The sequence below is a fragment of the Streptomyces huasconensis genome (assembly GCF_021028635.1).
GTDB lineage: Bacteria > Actinomycetota > Actinomycetes > Streptomycetales > Streptomycetaceae > Streptomyces > Streptomyces huasconensis.
The window spans coordinates 1842361-1858407 of the sequence record NZ_CP086119.1 but is presented as its reverse complement, the minus strand read 5'-3'; the positions used below and the strand labels follow the sequence as shown (position 1 = coordinate 1858407).

Genomic DNA, 16047 nt, shown 5'->3' with positions numbered 1-16047 from the left:
CGCCGACCCGACGTACGTACGGTTACGTACGGTGGAGGGCATGGACGGCCTGAGCGGACTGGATGCACCGGACGAACGTAACGAGCTGCACGTACTGAACCAGCTGGATGAGCCGGGCGGGCCGCCGGGCGGGCTGGGCGAGTTGGACGAACGGATCACCGGCTGCCGCGCATGCCCCCGCCTCGTCGACTGGCGCGAGGAGGTCGCCCGCACCAAGCGCGCGGCCTTCGCCGACTGGACGTACTGGGGGCGCCCGGTGCCCGGCTTCGGGCCGCACGACGCCTCGCTCCTGCTCATCGGCCTCGCGCCCGCCGCGCACGGCGCCAACCGCACCGGGCGGATGTTCACCGGCGACCGCTCGGGCGAGTTCCTCTACCCGGCGCTGTACGACGTCGGCCTCGCCTCGCGGCCCACCGCCGTGAGCGCCGACGACGGCCTGACGCTGTACGGCACCCGCATCACCTCGCCCGTGCACTGCGCCCCGCCCGAGAACAAGCCGACCACGGACGAGCGCGACACCTGCCGGTCCTGGCTGGTGAGCGAGTTGAAGCTGCTCGCCCCGACGCTCCGGGCCGTGGTCGTGCTCGGCGGCTTCGGCTGGCAGGCCGCGCTGCCGGCCTTCGCGGCGGCCGGCTGGCGGGTGCCGAAGCCCCGCCCGGCGTTCGGGCACGGGGCGCGGGTGACCCTGGAGGGCGGCGGGCCCGGCCAGGAGGCGCTCGATGTCTTCGGCTGCTTCCACGTCAGCCAGCGCAACACGTTCACGGGGCGCCTGACACCGGGGATGCTGCGGGACGTACTGAGCGCTGCGGCCTTCGAAGCGGGCCTGTACCCGGACGGCCCAGCAGGGCGGGCCGAGGCGGGCGCCGGTTCCTAGCGTGAGGGTGTGGACCAGACCCGAGCAGCCAAGCCCTCCGCCGCCGCCTACCGCAACCTGGCCGTCGCGACCGTCGGCTTCACGCTCACCTTCTGGGCCTGGGACCTGGTGGCGCCGCTCGGCAGCGACTTCAAGGACCGGCTCGGGCTCAGCTCCTTCGAACAGTCGCTCCTGGTAGCCGTGCCGGTGATCGTCGGCTCGCTGGGCCGCGTACCGGTCGGCGCGCTCACCGACCGCTACGGCGCCCGGCTGATGTTCCCCCTGGTCTCGGCGCTGACCATCGTGCCGGTCCTGCTGATCATCCCGGCCAGGAACAACTATCTCGCGATGCTCGGCGTCGGCTTCCTGCTGGGGCTCGGCGGGACGACGTTCGCCATCGGCATCCCGCTCGTCAACTCCTGGTTCCCGCCCGCCCGCAGAGGCTTCGCGCTCGGCGTCTTCGGCATGGGCATGGGCGGGGTGGCGCTCTCCGGCTACTTCACGCCGCGCATCGCCGAACACGGCGACAACCTGCCGTTCATCGTCGTGGCGATCGCGCTCGCCGCCTTCGCCGCGCTCGCCGCGCTGCTCATCACCGACCGCCCCGACCGGCCCGTGCCCGCCGACCCGCTCGCCACCCGGCTCGGGCGGGCGGGCCGGCTGCCGGTCACCTGGGAACTGTCGGCGCTGTACGCGATCGGCTTCGGCGGGATCGTCGCCTTCGGGGTGTACCTGCCCACGTATCTGAAGACCTGGTACGACCTGTCGCCCACCGACGCCGGGACCAAGGCGGCCGGGTTCGCGCTCGTCACCGTCGTCTTCCGGCCCATCGGCGGCTGGCTCTCCGACCGGATGCACCCCGCCACGGTCACCGCCGCCGCCCTCGCGGTGGTCGCGCTCTTCGCCGTCGTCCAGGCCTTCGACCCGGTGCTGTACCCGACCGGCACGATCTGCTTCCTCGTCATGGCCGCCGGTCTCGGCACCGCGAGCGGCAGCGTCTTCGCGCTCGTCTCCCAGGTCACCCCGCAGCCGCAGGTCGGCTCCGTCACCGGCATCGTCGGCGCGGTCGGCGGCCTCGGCGGGTTCCTCCCGCCGCTGGTCATGGGCGCCATCTACAGCGCCAAGGACTCGTACTCGATCGGCTTCATGCTGCTGTCGGACCTCGCGCTGGCGGGGTGCGTCTACGCGTACGGGCGGATGCGCACCGCCAAGCCGGCCTGACGGCGGAACAGGCAGGCTGCGTCCGTGTCATGCGGCATTGGTCATGGGCCATGGGCCATGGGTCACGTGTCCTGTGTCCGTACAGGACACGCCGCCGTAAGGGTGGTTTTCCGCGGGCCTCGGCGGAGAACGCCGCCGTGAGGGGGCGTCGCGCCCGCACACTCCGGGAAACGCGTCGGGCAGGACCGGCGCCGAGCACCTGGAGCCGTCCGGTGTCCCAGCCGCCTTGCCGCCGCCTTGCCCGCTTCCCGCTCCTCCGAGGGGTTCTCGCCGCCGTCCTGCTCCTGGGCGCGGCGGCCTTCGGCGACGTACAGGCGGCCCGGGCCGAGCCCGGGGACGCCCCGGTCTTCTGGGTCGACCCGGACAGCGCCGCCGCCCGGCAGGCCGACGAGTGGTGGCAGCAGGGACGTATCGAGGACGCCCTGCTCATCGAGCGCATCGCCGGGCGCCCGCAAGCCGTGTGGGTCAACGGCGACGAGCCGGGCGCGGCCGTCCGGGCCACGGTGGAGGCGGCCGAGCGGGCGGACCGCACCGCGCTCCTCGTCGCCTACTTCATCCCGAACCGCGACTGCGACGGGTACTCCTCCGGGGGCGCCCGCGACGCCGCCCACTACCGCGCGTGGATCGACGACTTCGCCGCGGGCCTCGGCACCACGGGCGCCCACGTGATCCTGGAGCCCGACGCCGTCGCCCACATGGTGGCGGGCTGCGGGGACACCGACGCCGACGAGCGGTACGCCCTGCTCGCCCACGCCGTCGAGCGCCTCAAGAGCCGGCCGGACACCAAGGTGTACCTCGACGCGGGCAACGCCGGCTGGTTTCCCGACGAAAGCCGCCTGGTCGCCCCGTTGCGCAGCTCCGGGATCGACGCGGCCGACGGGTTCGCGCTCAACGTCTCCAACTTCCATACGGACCAGGAGAGCAAGGACTACGGACACCGCCTCGCCGCCGCGCTCGGCGGCGGCAAGCACTTCGTCATCGACAGCAGCCGCAACGGCAACGGCCCCTACACAGGCGTCGAGGCCTGGTGCAACCCGCCCGGCCGCGCGCTCGGCACCCCGCCCACCACCGTCACCGGGGACGCCGCGGTCGACGCGTACGTGTGGATCAAACGCCCCGGCGAGTCCGACGGGACCTGCCGGGGCGGCCCGCGGGCCGGACAGTGGTGGCCCGAGTACGCGCTGGGGCTCGCCCAGAGGGCGCGCGGCTAGCCGGCGGGGCGCCACACGCAGCGGATGTCGGGCTCCCGCTCCTCGTTGCCGGAGCCGTCGGTCCGCTCGGCCTCGGTGAAGCCATGGCGTGCGTAGAACCGCCGTGCCGGGGCGTTGACCTGGAACGTCCGCAGCCACAGGCCCTCGGGACGGCGCTCCTTGGCCAGCGCCACGCAGCGGTCGCCGATGCCGCGGCGCTGCCACCGCGGGGCGACGTAGAGCTGGCTCAGCTCGTCGCCGTCGAGCACCATCATGCCGACGGCCTCGCCCGCCGCCTCCGCGAGCCACGTGCCGCCGGCCGGTACGACGACGTACCGGAAGAAGTCCCGCACCTCGGCGTCGGAGTGCGCCCGGCGCACGGTCGGCAGCGCGGCGTCGTAGGAGCGCAGATAGACGTCGGCGACGGCGGCGGCGTCGGACTCGGCGGCCGGGCGCAGCGTGAACGGACCGGACGTCACGGGCTCACCCCGGGGCGGTCGTCGGCGGGGACGACCGCGGTGGCGGTGATCTCCACCAGCTGGCCCGGGTAGCCGAGGCAAGTGGTGCCGAGCAGCGTCGAGGTGTGCGGGCCCGCGTGCAGCCCCGAGGCGCGGACGACCTCCCAGGCCTCGGTGAGCGCGGGGGGTTCGTCCGCGACGACGTACACCGTGCTGGCCACCACCTGCGACAGGTCGCTGCCGACCGCCCGCAGGGCCGTGTCGAGGTTGGCGATGACCTGCTCGGTCTGGCGGGCGATGTCGCCCTCCCCGACGAGCGTGCCCTCGGGGTCGAGCGGGACGGAGCCCGCCATGAAGGCGAGGCGGGTGCCCGCCTCGACGACGGCGGCGTGGGCGTAGCCGGGTGGCGGGAAGAGGGCGGGCACGACGGTGCGTTCCGGGACGGCGGTCATGGGGGGATGATGCGGGCCCCCGGGTCGCGTGCGCATCCGAATTTCGCACGCGAACGGGCGCCCGTATCTCGTGACCGGGTGCCGCATCTCGTACGCCATCGGGGTGACGGTCAGCGACGCACGGCCGACGGTGAACTGCCGCCCCGTACCCGCAGGGTGGGCTTCCCGGAACCGTCGGCGGGCGTCGACCAGATGTCCTGTTTGCGGCCGTCCTGCCCCGGCAGGGCGTACGCGAGGGTGTCGTCGTCCAGCCAGGCGGCCTGGTCGTCGACGTCGCGCCGCTCGGCGAGCGGGCGCTCCCGCATGGTGCGCAGGTCGAGGACGTGCAGCCGCCACGGGTCCCGGGTGCCCTCGCGTACGCGCTTCTTGAAGGCGAGGCGGGTGTTGTCGGGGGAGAGGGAGGGGCACTCGACGTTCTCCCGCAGGGCGGTCGCGGCCCACTTCTTCATGTCGCCGCGCACGAGGTACGTCTTGCCCTTCGTCGAGACGGTCGCGTAGAAGACGTTGTCGTCCTTGGTGAACGTCACGCCCCAGTAGTTGACGTCGGGGGAGTGGTAGCGGCGGCCGCCCAGGGTGAGGGGGATCTCCTCCATGTTCTTGATGAGGTAGCCGGTGCGGGTGTCGAGGATCGAGGTGCGGGTGGAGAAGGAGGAGCCCGCGTAGGAGTCGCCGGTGGCGAACATCGTCCAGGACAGCATCCGGCCGGACGCGGAGACCCGGGCCCGGTTGGGGATGCCGGTCAGCGCGATGCGGCGCTTCTCGCGGAGCTTGTCGTCGAGGACGACGGCGTACGACTTGGGCGGGATGCCGGGGCGGCGCTGGAGGCACAGGGCGGTGCCCCCGGCGGCGTAGAACCGCTCGCAGGACGGGCCGCCGGTGGTGCGCGCGGCCTTCGGGGCGGCCTTGCCGGACGCGGGGAGGCGGGCGACGCGGCCCGCGCCCGCCTCGGTGCTGCGGAAGTACAGCTGCCCGGGGTCCAGGCCGAACGCCGAGGTGGTGTCCGCGGACTGGGCGCGCTGCGCGGCATGCAGGGTGTACGCGACCGCGACGCCCGTCAGGACGGCGGCCGCCACCGCGAGGGCGATGATCCGGGAGCGCAGTGACCGGGGCGGGCCGGAAGCGGACGCGGTCATGAGGACCTTTCGGTACGGGGCTTCTCGGTGGAGGGCTTCTCGCTACGGGGCACTTCGGTACAGGGCTTCTCGCTACGGGGCGCTTCAGTACCGGGTTTTTCGGTACGGGGGAGCAGGACGGCCGCGCCCGCGATGGCCACCGCCAGGGCGACGACCGCGCAGATCAGCGCCGGGCCGACGCCCCACAGCGTCCAGGCGGCGCCGAACCCCGCGGCGGCGGCGAGGCGGGCGAGGGCCTGGCCCGTCTGGAGCACGGCCATGCCGCCGGCCCGCCGCTCGCTCGGCACGAACGGTGCGGCCAGGGCCATCAGGACGCCGTCCGTGGCGGCGTAGAAGACGCCGAGCAGGAGCAGGACGCCGACGAGCAGCGGCCGGCCGTCGGTGGGGGCGAGCAGGAGGACGTAACCACCGAGGAGCGCCAGGTGCCCGGCGAGGAAGGGCACGCGGCGCCCGACGCGGTCCGCGAGCCGCCCGGCCGGGACGGCGAGCAGCAGATAGACGGCGGCGGCGCCCAGCGGGAGCAGCGGGAACCACGCGATGGCGAAGTCGAGCCGCCGTTGGAGGAGCAGGTAGAGGAACGCGTCGCCGATGGTGGCCCCGCCGAGCAGCGAGGCGGCGTACAGGACGCGGCGGAAGGCGGGAACGCGGAGCAGGTCGAGTGCCTTGGCGCGCGGCGCGGCCGGACGGGCCGGCGGTTTCGGCGTCACCCGCTCCTGGGGGCCGGGCACGAACGCGACCAGCATCAGCACCCCGAGCAGCCCGAAGCAGAAACTGACGACGAACACGGCGTCGTACGCGTCCGCGGTCGCCCACAGCAGCGCGAACGCGGCGAGCGGCCCGAGCAGCGCGCCCGTGGTGTCCATCGCGCGGTGCACACCGAAGGCGCGGCCGAGCGCGTCGGGCGGGCTGCTCAGCGAGATGAGCGCGTCGCGCGGCGCGGTCCGCACCCCCTTGCCGAGGCGGTCGGCGGCGAGCGCCGCGCCGATCCCCGCGGTGGCGCCGCCCGCGAGCAGCAGCCCGAGGCGGGAGAGCGCGGAGAGGGCGTAGCCGCCCCCGGCGACGAGCTTGTGTCGGCCGCCGCGGTCGGCGGCGTACCCGCCCGCGAGGCGCACCAGCGCGGTCACGCCGTTGTAGAGGCCGTCGAGGAAGCCGAACTGGAGGGGGGACAGGCCCAGTTGGAGGACGAAGTAGAGCGGCAGGACCGCGGTGACCATCTCGGACGAGATGTCCGTGACCAGGCTGACCGCGCCGAGCGCGAGGACGGGTCCGGCGACGCGGCCGCGCCGGGCCCCGGAGGCGGTGGGCTTCTCCGAGGCCTTGGCGGCCGCGTCGGTGGTGGCCAGATACATGGCGCGCGTTCGTCTCAGCGGCAGGTGTACGAGGGGCTGGTGTCCTTCGTCGAGCCGTCCGTCGCGACGAGGTTCCAGGAGAACCCGGTGTCGGTGAAGTTCAGCTTGACGACGCCGAAGGTCTTCGTGATCCGCTTCTGGCTGTTGGGCTGCACCTCCTCGATGTCGTACGGGTTGGCGCCGCCCATGCCGCCGAGCAGTTCGACGATGCCGTCCGGGTCGGCCTTGCCGTCCGCGTTCTGCGGGGCGAACCGCTCGTAGTGGTGGTCGTGGCCGTTGAGCACCAGCTCGGCCCTGTGCTCCTGGAGCAGCTTCCACACCGGGCGGCCCACGGGGTCGTTGCCGTGTCCGCCGGAGGAGAAGAGCGGGTGGTGCCAGTACGCGGCGACGCACTTCTTGTCGTTGGCGGCGAGGTCGGCCTTGAGCCAGTCGATCTGCTCGTCGTCGTCGAAGCTGTTGGAGTCGAGGGCGATGAAGTGCCAGTTGCCCTGGTCGTAGCTGTAGTAGCTCTTGCCGTCGGGGTAGGCGATGGACCCGAAGTAGGACTTGTAGCCCTTGAGGGGGCCGGCCGGATCGTAGGTCTCGTGGTTGCCGGGGACGGGGCGGGTCTTGTTCTTGAAGGCGCCCCAGGTCTTGTCGTAGTAGTTCTTGAAGTCCTTCAGGCGGGCGTCGTCGTACTGGTTGTCGCCCATGGTCATCACGAAGGACGGGTTGATCTGCTTCACCAGGGCCGCCGTCTTGGGGTGCTTGCAGCTGCTGCTGCTCGCGGTGCACTGCTCGGCGATGTCACCGGCGGCGACCGCGGTGAACCCTGCCCGGGGGGCGGCTGCGGGGGCGGGGGAGGCATCGGCCTTCTCGGTCGGGGACCAGAGCAGGACACCGCCGACCAGCGCGAGCGAGGTGCCCGCGGCGATCGGGATGCCCCAGCGGGGCGTGCGGGAACGGGGGTGTGCCGTACGGGAGTTCATGGCGCGGGGGGTGAGCGGCATGTCCGTCTCCTCGGATGGCTTGGGGGGTGCCGGGCCGTCTCGGGGAATCCTGGCGAGGCGTCATGTGCGCGTCAAGGGGTGGGATGAATTATTGTTAGGAAACTTTCCTTCCAGTGTGGGAGGGGGGTTGGGGGCGGTACGGGGGGAGCGGCGCCGACGTGGACCTGGCCGGGTGGCGGGGCCTTGCGGTGGGGTGCTGGCCGGGCCGGTGGGCGGACCGGTGGGTGGACCGGTGGGCGGGGTGCGGGGACGGGCGGCGGCAGGCCCCGGTGGCGTCCCGCGGGGCTGGTCAGGCGGGGTTGTCAGTGGTCTCGCCTAGGGTGGCGGATGTAGGAGACGGGTGGCGTGAGCAGGGGCTGAGCGAGGTGGTGCGGCGATGACGGCAGAGGTGGCGGCGGTGGACGACGCCCTCGTCCTCGTCCGTTCCTGCGCGGCCGTCTTCCTGCCGGCGCAGGTGCCGAGGCGGGGGCGGGTGGCCCTGTGGCGGCCGGACGGTGGAGCGCTGCCGGAAGGGGCGGTGGCGGGGCTCGCCGGGGTGCGGGGAGGGGAAGCCTCCAAGGGTGGCGGAGGAGATGACCTCGGAGGTCTCGAAGGTCTCGGGGAGTTCAGGGGGGTCGGGGGCTTTGGCGTCGGCGCCGGTCCCGGTCCCGGGAGCCTCCCGGTCGGGGAGGGGCTGGGGCGGCCCGGCGATCTCGTCGTGGCCCGTCGGCACGGCAAGGGGGCGCGGTCCCGTACCGTGCCCGCGTTCTTCCTGCCGGTGGGCGTGGCCGTGCCGCTTCTGCTGCGCGCCGCGCGCCCGCATCCCACTGCCGCCTGCTGGGCCGCGGCCGCCCGGCACGCGCTGCACCTGGCCGCGCGGGGCAGGCTGCTGCCCGGCCTCACCGCCGAGGACCTGGACGCGTGGCGGGCCGGGCCGCTGGACGAGGCGGACGTCATCCACTTGCGGGCCATCGCCGCGGCCCTGCCCGCCGAGGCGCACGCGGTACCCCTGCCGGGTGGCGGGCCGCTGCTGCTGCCCGAACCGTTTGCCCTGGTCAGGGCCTTCGTGGACGCCGTGGTGGACACGCTGCCGCGCACCCCGGCCGCCGCGCACGCGGTCGGCGCCCCGTTCGCCGCGCACGATCCGCAGCGGCTGCCGGGCGCGCGGGAGTGGGCCGCGGAGGTCGCGGCCGGGATGGACGCCGGGGTGCGGGTGTCGTTGCGGCTCGATCTGCGGGCGCATGAGGTGTTCGACCGGGCGGAGGAGGTGTTCGACCGGGCAGAGGAGGTGGAGGGGGGTGTGTTCGACGGGGCCTCGGGGGTGGGGGGCTTGGTCGGGTCTGGGGTCGTGGCTGGGGCCGGGGTCGAGTCGGGAGCCGCGGGCGGGTCCGGCGCCGGGGCTGAGCCGGGAGCCGCAGGCGGGTCCGGGGCCGGGGCCGGGGCCGAGTCTGGAGCCGGGGGCGGGTCCGGCGCCGGGGGCGAGGTTGAGGCCGCGGCCGGGTCTGGAGTCGTATCCGGAGCCGCGGCTGAGGCTCGGGCCGAGGCGGCGGTGCCTCGCGCGGCCGTGGCCAGCCCCGCGGCCGCCGTCGTGCAGGTGCACAGCCTGGCCGACCCGTCACTCGTGACCGATGTCCCCGGCCTCTGGGCGGGCGCCGACCACTTCGGCCCGCGCGCCAGGGTCGACACCCTGCTCGCGCTGCGCCGCGCCGCCCGCGTATGGCCGCCGCTCGCCCGGCTCCTGGAGCGGCCGCGCCCTGACGTACTGCCCTTGAGCGAGGAGGAGCTGTACGACCTGCTGGGCTCGGCGGCCGGGCGGCTCGGCGCGGCCGGGGTGGCCGTGCACTGGCCGCGCGAGCTGACCCGCGGCCTCACCGCGACGGCCGTCGTCCGCCCCGCGCCCGGCACCGCCGCCGACAACTTCGACTTCTTCAAGACCGAGGAACTCCTCCAGTTCCGCTGGCAGTTGGCCTTCGGCGACCAGCCGGGCGACCCGCTGACCGACGCCGAGCTGGACCTGCTCGCGGAGGCGCACCGCCCGGTGGTCCGCCTCCGCGACCAATGGGTGCTGGTCGACCCCGAACTCGTACGCAAGGCACGCAAGCGCGACCTCGGCCTGCTCGACCCGGTGGACGCCCTCTCCGTCGCGCTCACCGGCACGGCGGAGGTCGACGGCGAGCAGGTGCCCGCCGTACCCGTCGGCGCCCTGGCGAAGCTCCGCGAGCGCGTGACGGACGACCTCGGCACGATCGCCCAGCCGCCCGGCCTCCACGCCACCCTGCGGGACTACCAGCTCCGGGGCCTCGCCTGGCTCGACCGCATGACCTCGCTGGGCCTCGGCGGCTGCCTCGCCGACGACATGGGCCTCGGCAAGACGATCACGCTGATCGCCCTCCACCTCCACCGCGCGCACCCCGCGCCGACGCTCGTGGTCTGCCCGGCGTCACTGCTCGGCAACTGGCAGCGGGAGATCGAACGCTTCGCGCCGGGCGTACCGGTGCGCCGCTTCCACGGCGCGGGCCGCACCCTCGCCGGACTGACCGGCGGCTTCGTCCTCACCACGTACGCGACGATGCGTACGAGCGCGCCCGAACTGGCCGCACAGCCCTGGGGGCTGGTCGTCGCGGACGAGGCGCAGCACGTCAAGAACCCGCACGCGGCGACGGCGAAGGCGCTGCGCACCATCCCCTCCCCGGCCCGCGTCGCCCTCACCGGCACCCCCGTGGAGAACAACCTCTCCGAACTGTGGGCCCTGCTCGACTGGACGACCCCCGGCCTGCTCGGCCCCCTGAAGGCGTTCCGTGCCCGGCACGCGCGCCTGGTGGAGGGCGGCGACCCCACCGGGACCGGCGCGAACGACGAGGCGCTGGCCCGCCTGTCCCGGCTGGTGCGGCCCTTTCTGCTCCGCCGCAAGAAGTCCGACCCCGGCATCGCCCCGGAACTCCCGCCGAAGACGGAGACCGACCACCCCGTCACGCTCACCCGCGAACAGACCTCGCTGTACGAGGCGGTGGTGCGCGAGACGCTGGCGCGCATCGAGGCGTCGGACGGCATCGCCCGCCGCGGCCTGGTGATGAAGCTGCTCATGGCGCTGAAGCAGATCTGCAACCACCCGGCGCAGTACCTGAAGGACGGCGTGCTCACCACGCGGTCGGGCCGCGCCCGCTCCGGGAAACTGGAGCTGCTCGACGAACTGCTCGACACGATCCTCACGGAGTCGGAGAGCGCGGGCGCCGTCCTGATCTTCACGCAGTACGTGGAGATGGCCCGCCTCCTGGAGACCCACCTGGCGGCGCGCGGCATCCCCACGCAGCTCCTGCACGGCGGGACGCCGGTGGCGCGCCGCGAGGAGATGGTGGACCGCTTCCAGTCGGGCGAGGTCCCCGTCTTCCTGCTGTCGCTGAAGGCGGCGGGCACGGGACTGAACCTCACCCGGGCGGGCCACGTGATCCACTACGACCGCTGGTGGAACCCGGCGGTCGAGGAGCAGGCCACCGACCGCGCGTACCGCATCGGCCAGACCCAGCCCGTCCAGGTCCACCGCCTGATCACGGAGGGCACGGTCGAGGACCGCGTCGCCGAACTCCTCGCCGCGAAGCGGGCGTTGGCGGACGCGGTGCTCGGCGAGGGCGGCGAGTCCGCGCTCACCGAGCTGTCGGACGCGGAGCTGGCGGACCTGGTGGCGCTGAGGAGGACGGCGACGTGAGTGGTGTGGAGGGCGTCGGCGGGTTGAGCGGTGCGGGACGTGCCGGAGACGGGGGCGGGTTCCGTGACGGACGGAGTGAGGGCGGGCTCGATGGCGGGCGGGGCCGTGGGCGGGTGAAGCCGACGCGGGCCGGGACCGGGGCCGGGGCCGGGCGGGCCTCGTCGCGGGGCGGCGGCCTCGGCTGGGCCAGCGGCATGAGCGAGACGAGCCGCATGGGCAGCGGCCGCGTCTTCCCCGCCCTGCCGGCGCACCTCGACCCCGAGGAGCCGTTCGCCACGTCCTGGTGGGGGAACGCGTGGATCGACGCCCTGGAGGAGAGCGCCCTGGACCAGGCCCGCCTGGCGCGCGGCCGCACGTACGCCCGCGAAGGCGCGGTCGACACGATCACCGTCGCGCCGGGCCACATCGTCGCGTACGTCCACGGCAGCCGACCCCGCCCCTACCGCGCGGAGATCCGCCTGGGGACGATGCTGCCCGAACACTGGGACCGTTTCCTGGACGCGGTGGCCACCGACCCCGCGCACATCGCGGCGCTGCTCGACAAGGACATGCCGCACGCCCTGGCCGATGCGGCGCGGCGAGCGGGCGTGCAACTGCTCCCCGGGGCGCGCGAGTTGTCGCCCTCCTGCACCTGCCCCGACCGGGGCCATCCCTGCAAGCACGCGGCGGCGCTGGCCTACCAGACGGCCCGCCTCCTGGACGCCGACCCCTTCGTCCTGCTCCTGCTGCGCGGAGGCGAGGAACAGGATCTCCTGGACGAGCTGTCCCGCCGCAACGCGCACAAGTCGGCGGCGGAGCAGCAGCAGGCCGCCCCACCGCCGCTGCCCGACGCGCCCGCCGAACCGTCGCTGCCGGGCACCCCGGCCAGGGACGCGCTGACTTCGGAGTACCGCCCGGCGCTCCCGCCCCCGATGGCACCCCCGGCCCATCCGGGCGAGCCCCCGGTGCTGCCGTCCCTGCCCGGCGCCCCGGACCCGACGTCCCTGGAGTTCCTGATCACGGACGCGGCGGCCAGGGCCCACGCGTTCCTCACCACGGGCACCGACCCCTTCACGGCGACATCCCCCTGGCACGACGCGGTCCGCCTGGCGGCCTCGCACCCCGGCCTCACCGGCCGCCGCACCTTCAGCCGCCACTTCGCCGAACTGGCCCGCTCGGTGGGCCGCACCCCCGCGGACCTCGCCCGCGCGGCCGCGGCCTGGCGCCAGGGCGGCGAGGAGGGCCTCGCGGTCCTGGAAACCCCCTGGGACCCCCCGGCGGGCCCCTTCGACCGGGCCCGCGGCGCCCTCGCGGCAGCGGACCTCCCCCGCATGACGATCCACCGCAACGCCCTCACGAACCCCGAAGGCACCCTCCAACTCCGCTTCGGCCACGACAACCGCTGGTACCCGTACCTGAGCGAGCCGGGCGCGGACGACTGGTGGCCGGAGGGCGAGGCGGACGCGGATGTGGTGGGGGCGGTGACGGGGGTGGTGGGGGCGTAGGGGCCCAGGTGGGAGACCGCGAGTGGCGAGGCGTGGCGCGGCTGTTACGTGGCGAGGTGGGCCAAGAGGGCGTCTCCACCCGGGTACACGCGTTCCTCTGGGAGCAGTGCCGTCGCCGCCGCGAGGTTGTCGTCGCGTACGTAGGCGTGGACTTCGTGGGCCAGGGCCGTGACGTCGGTGATCGAGACCGTCCACTCGTCCGCGTAGCGGCGGGAGGCCTCGCCCGACAGGCCCAGCTGGAGGGAGCGGTGGGGGAGCGGGCGCAGGCGCAGGTCGCGTTCCGGGTCCCACTGGACGCGGGCGGGGGAGCGGCGAAGGGCCTCTTTCCAGGCCGCCTGGTCGGGGTGGACGCCGCGGACGTAGTGCGAGAGGCAGGCGTTGCGCAGCGCCCAGTCGAAGCCCTCGCGGGTGATCTCCACCGCCAGGACGGTCTCCTGGTCCGGCTTCGTGGCCCAGCCGCAGCGGTACATCATCCAGAGAAAGGACGGCTTGATCCACGTCATGCGGTCCCGCTTCCATGCGGTGGGGAAGCGGCCGGAGCGGGCCGCCGGCACGCCGAGCCCCGGGGCGTACGCCTGGTAGACGGTGACCGTCGAGTCGGTGTGCAGGGCGCGGATCTGGTGGTTCATGGGGAGCCAGCGTGCCGGGAGCGGTGGCGGGGCGCCAGCGAATTTCAAGGGAGTCGGAGCAAGCGCGGCCCGAGGTCGTGGCCGCACGCGATGCCGCGGAGGGCGAGATTGCGGCCGACGTGCGGGCGGAGTGGCGTCCCCGGCTGTGTCGCAGACTGGCAGCCGCTCCTGTCGAGGCGGCCGAACTGCGCGTCTCGCCGCCGGAGTTGGCGCCGGACGCCGATGCGTACGCGCTGCACCGTGGCGTCACGAACAACAGCAGTGTCAGCGGTGGGGTGTTTCATGGCACGGTGATCCAGGCCCGGAACATCGGACGGTCGCACCACCGCGAGGGGCCGGGAGAGCGATGACCTTTGATGCCGGAGTGATTCCATGACGACGCGGACCATGACCGACGACCTCTTCCTCGACCATGTCGCCGACCGGCTCGCCGCCCTCCCCGGGGTCGAGGCCGTCGCCCTCGGCGGCTCCCGCGCGCAGGGGACGCACACCGCCGACAGCGACTGGGACACCGCCGTGTACTACCGGGGGCCCGCCTTCGACCCCGCCGCGCTGCGCGCGATCGGCTGGGAGGGCGAGGTCTCGGGGATCGGCGAGTGGGGCGGCGGTGTCTTCAACGGCGGGGCGTGGCTCACCGTCGACGGGCGCCGCGTCGACGTGCACTACCGCGATCTCGACGTGGTCGAGCACGAGATCGAGGAGGCCGAGGCGGGGCGGTTCCGCTGGGAGCCGCTGATGTTCCACCTCGCGGGCATCCCCAGTTACCTGGTCGTCGCCGAACTGGCCGTCAACCAAGTGCTGCGGGGCCAACTGCCGCGCCCCGCCTACCCCGAGGCCCTGCGCCGCGCCGCTCCCGGCGTCTGGCTCGGCCGGGCCCGCACGACTCTCGGCTACGCCCGCGCCAACAACGCCCCGCGCGCCCAGTACACCGAGGTCGCCGGCGCCCTCGCCACGGCCGCGATGGAGGGCGGCCACGCGGTGCTCGCCGCACGCGGCGAATGGGTCACCAACGAGAAGCGGCTCCTGGAGCGGGCGGGCCTACGAGGCATCGACGCGATTCTGGCCGCCGCCTCCCTGCCGGCGGACGGCCCCGCGCGCCGCGACCGCCTCATCGAGGCGCTCGACGAGGTGGAGCGGCTCATCGTGGCGGCCGGGCGTGCGGGGTGACGGGCGGCGGTGCGCCCCGCCGCGGAAGCGCCGCCGCCACCGCCGCCACCCCGTCGTACCGCTGAAGGTCAGAAGTCGACCCGCGTCCGCTCGTCGAGCCGCGCCACCGACTCCTGCGCGAACGCCTTCTCGTAATCGCTGCGGATCTCCTCGATCAGGACGTCCCGCTCGCGCGCCTCGCCCGCCGGGTACAGCAGGATCAGTTCGTACGAACGCTCGCGCTCGATCCTGCCGTTGGAGTCGCGCCACTGGCCGCGCCCGTCCTGGATGGTCAGCCCGTCGGGGAAGCCCGGCGTGACCTCCTTGTCGATGAAGGCCATGAACTGCTTGTCGGTGACGGCGGGGCCGCCGTCGGGACGCTCCGTGCCGAAGAAGAGCCGGGTCTCGTTGTAGGGCTTGCCCCGGGCGGGCTTCGACGGGGCGGCGGCGTCCGAGGAAGCAGCCGTGGAAGCCGCAGTGAAAGCAGAGGATGACCGCGGGGCGTCGTCCAGCGAGGCGTACGCCGCTGGGGCCGCGACCGCGAGGACCGCGGTCGCGGCCCCGGCCACGGCGAGGCGGCTACGGGTGAGGCGGGAGAGGGTCGGAGTCATGGGGCGGTCCCTTTCGGTTTCGGCGGGGGCGGGAGGACCTACGGCATTGGCGGCAAACCGTAGCGGACGTGCCCGGGCCCGCCGTCCGCTTCTCGCGGTATGTCCTGACTCCCGCCCGGGGTTTCACACCCGCTTCGCACGCACGTCACAGAGCGCGGGCTCGGACGTGCCTCCCCCGAGGCGGTACGTCCTGAGATCCCGCCAGCCTCCCGCGCCGTCCGTCACCATCAGGTGGACCTCGTTCACCTGGCTGACGAGGGGCAGGTGGGGGGCGAGCCGAGCCTCCAGAGCGTCGTACGCGGCTTCGTACGTGTCCGGGCCCTCGTGGTTCGCGAGGGTCAGATGGGGCGCGAGGGGCGGAGTGAAGATGCCCCGGTACGGGACCGCCTCGGGCCAGCGGTCGGTGAGCGACGCCGTGAGGGCGCGCACGGGGGCCTCGGGCTCCGGCGGGAGGTAGAGGACGCCCGGATAGCGGCGGAACTCGGTGAACGTCAGGGTGAAGGGCGCGTGGGCCGCGAACACCTCCGTCAGGTCGGCGTGGGCCGAAGCGGAGAGGCGGGACGCGCCGAGGAACGGGTAAAGCACCGTCACGTGGGCCTGGAAACCCGTGCTGACCAGGTGGTTCGCCTCGGGGACCTGGATACTGAGAGCCGTGTCGCCGGGCAGGTCGGCCCAGCCGTCGGGGCCACCCCGCGCCGCCGTCGCTGTCGCCGTGGCCGCGCCCTCGCCTTCGCCTGTGACTGACCCTCGTACATCTGTGCTCACAGTGCGGCATCGTGTCACGTCCGCCCGCTGAGCCAGTCAGCCAGTCAGCCAGTCAGCCAACCCGGTCAGCCGGTCAGGCGGTCGC

General features: G+C 74.0%; 15 protein-coding genes. 7 read left to right on the top strand and 8 right to left on the bottom strand.

All coding sequences use genetic code 11. From position 1 onward, the window contains the following. Positions 1-40 precede the first annotated feature (40 nt). The 3 genes from J2N69_RS08380 (at position 41) to J2N69_RS08370 (ending at position 3285) form a co-directional block, all read left to right on the top strand. Positions 41-874, top strand: a complete 834-nt coding sequence (locus tag J2N69_RS08380; protein ID WP_230900173.1) for a uracil-DNA glycosylase — start codon at positions 41-43, stop codon at positions 872-874. Positions 875-883: 9 nt separating this feature from the next. Beyond that, the gene (locus J2N69_RS08375) at positions 884-2074 is read left to right on the top strand and encodes an MFS transporter (protein WP_230900172.1); all 1191 of its coding nucleotides are present in this window, start codon (positions 884-886) and stop codon (positions 2072-2074) included. A 212-nt stretch (positions 2075-2286) separates the two neighbouring features. Beyond that, positions 2287-3285: a glycoside hydrolase family 6 protein gene (locus tag J2N69_RS08370; RefSeq protein WP_230900171.1), complete on the top strand. Its 999-nt coding sequence runs from the start codon at positions 2287-2289 to the stop codon at positions 3283-3285. Here J2N69_RS08370 and J2N69_RS08365 read toward each other — a convergent pair. From J2N69_RS08365 to J2N69_RS08345, 5 genes are all read right to left on the bottom strand, one after another. Next, a complete protein-coding gene (locus J2N69_RS08365) occupies positions 3282-3743 on the bottom strand; it encodes a GNAT family N-acetyltransferase (protein WP_230900170.1) in 462 nt (153 codons plus the stop codon). The genes J2N69_RS08370 and J2N69_RS08365 overlap by 4 nt on opposite strands. After that, positions 3740-4174, bottom strand: coding sequence for a RidA family protein (locus tag J2N69_RS08360; RefSeq protein ID WP_230900169.1), 435 nt, complete (start codon positions 4172-4174; stop codon positions 3740-3742). Before J2N69_RS08360 ends, J2N69_RS08365 begins: the two co-directional genes overlap by 4 nt. A gap of 110 nt (positions 4175-4284) precedes the next feature. After that, complete coding sequence (locus J2N69_RS08355) at positions 4285-5307, bottom strand: TolB-like translocation protein (RefSeq protein WP_230900168.1); 1023 nt, start codon at positions 5305-5307, stop codon at positions 4285-4287. Continuing rightward, on the bottom strand, positions 5304-6656 hold the full coding sequence (locus tag J2N69_RS08350) for an MFS transporter (protein ID WP_230900167.1): 1353 nt from the start codon (positions 6654-6656) through the stop codon (positions 5304-5306). The genes J2N69_RS08355 and J2N69_RS08350 overlap by 4 nt, the downstream gene beginning before the upstream one ends. A 14-nt stretch (positions 6657-6670) precedes the next feature. Next, complete coding sequence (locus J2N69_RS08345) at positions 6671-7645, bottom strand: metallophosphoesterase family protein (RefSeq protein WP_230900166.1); 975 nt, start codon at positions 7643-7645, stop codon at positions 6671-6673. A gap of 376 nt (positions 7646-8021) precedes the next feature. Between J2N69_RS08345 and J2N69_RS08340 the strand changes: the two genes are divergently transcribed. Together J2N69_RS08340 and J2N69_RS08335 are read left to right on the top strand one after the other, a co-directional pair. Further along, positions 8022-11327 carry a DEAD/DEAH box helicase gene (locus tag J2N69_RS08340; protein WP_230900165.1) on the top strand — a complete coding sequence of 1102 codons (3306 nt, stop codon included), beginning with the start codon at positions 8022-8024 and terminating at the stop codon, positions 11325-11327. A gap of 194 nt (positions 11328-11521) precedes the next feature. Further along, positions 11522-12811: an SWIM zinc finger family protein gene (locus J2N69_RS08335; RefSeq protein WP_330166802.1), complete on the top strand. Its 1290-nt coding sequence runs from the start codon at positions 11522-11524 to the stop codon at positions 12809-12811. Positions 12812-12855: 44 nt separating this feature from the next. Here the strand turns inward: J2N69_RS08335 and J2N69_RS08330 are convergent, their stop codons facing one another. Further along, positions 12856-13440: a DUF4291 domain-containing protein gene (locus J2N69_RS08330; RefSeq protein WP_230900164.1), complete on the bottom strand. Its 585-nt coding sequence runs from the start codon at positions 13438-13440 to the stop codon at positions 12856-12858. Between the two features lie 77 nt (positions 13441-13517). On the opposite strand from J2N69_RS08330, the gene J2N69_RS08325 reads away from it, so the two are divergent. Next, positions 13518-13790: a hypothetical protein gene (locus J2N69_RS08325; RefSeq protein ID WP_230900163.1), complete on the top strand. Its 273-nt coding sequence runs from the start codon at positions 13518-13520 to the stop codon at positions 13788-13790. Positions 13791-13812: 22 nt separating this feature from the next. Next, the gene (locus tag J2N69_RS08320; protein WP_230900162.1) at positions 13813-14607 is read left to right on the top strand and encodes a nucleotidyltransferase domain-containing protein; all 795 of its coding nucleotides are present in this window, start codon (positions 13813-13815) and stop codon (positions 14605-14607) included. Positions 14608-14675: 68 nt separating this feature from the next. Here the strand turns inward: J2N69_RS08320 and J2N69_RS08315 are convergent, their stop codons facing one another. Together J2N69_RS08315 and J2N69_RS08310 are read right to left on the bottom strand one after the other, a co-directional pair. Beyond that, positions 14676-15197, bottom strand: coding sequence for a DUF3574 domain-containing protein (locus J2N69_RS08315; RefSeq protein ID WP_230900161.1), 522 nt, complete (start codon positions 15195-15197; stop codon positions 14676-14678). A 123-nt stretch (positions 15198-15320) separates the two neighbouring features. After that, the gene (locus tag J2N69_RS08310) at positions 15321-15962 is read right to left on the bottom strand and encodes a 2'-5' RNA ligase family protein (protein WP_230900160.1); all 642 of its coding nucleotides are present in this window, start codon (positions 15960-15962) and stop codon (positions 15321-15323) included. Between the last annotated feature and the right edge of the window lie 85 nt (positions 15963-16047).

What these genes read in the sequence shown, in the direction of transcription:
- J2N69_RS08380 (WP_230900173.1), top strand. Translation starts at nt 41, where the DNA reads ATGGACGGCCTGAGCGGACTGGATGCACCGGACGAACGTAACGAGCTG.
- J2N69_RS08360 (WP_230900169.1), bottom strand. Translation starts at nt 4,174, where the DNA reads ATGACCGCCGTCCCGGAACGCACCGTCGTGCCCGCCCTCTTCCCGCCA.
- J2N69_RS08355 (WP_230900168.1), bottom strand. Translation starts at nt 5,307, where the DNA reads ATGACCGCGTCCGCTTCCGGCCCGCCCCGGTCACTGCGCTCCCGGATC.
- J2N69_RS08350 (WP_230900167.1), bottom strand. Translation starts at nt 6,656, where the DNA reads ATGTATCTGGCCACCACCGACGCGGCCGCCAAGGCCTCGGAGAAGCCC.
- J2N69_RS08345 (WP_230900166.1), bottom strand. Translation starts at nt 7,645, where the DNA reads ATGCCGCTCACCCCCCGCGCCATGAACTCCCGTACGGCACACCCCCGT.
- J2N69_RS08340 (WP_230900165.1), top strand. Translation starts at nt 8,022, where the DNA reads ATGACGGCAGAGGTGGCGGCGGTGGACGACGCCCTCGTCCTCGTCCGT.
- J2N69_RS08335 (WP_330166802.1), top strand. Translation starts at nt 11,522, where the DNA reads ATGAGCGAGACGAGCCGCATGGGCAGCGGCCGCGTCTTCCCCGCCCTG.
- J2N69_RS08330 (WP_230900164.1), bottom strand. Translation starts at nt 13,440, where the DNA reads ATGAACCACCAGATCCGCGCCCTGCACACCGACTCGACGGTCACCGTC.
- J2N69_RS08320 (WP_230900162.1), top strand. Translation starts at nt 13,813, where the DNA reads ATGACGACGCGGACCATGACCGACGACCTCTTCCTCGACCATGTCGCC.
- J2N69_RS08315 (WP_230900161.1), bottom strand. Translation starts at nt 15,197, where the DNA reads ATGACTCCGACCCTCTCCCGCCTCACCCGTAGCCGCCTCGCCGTGGCC.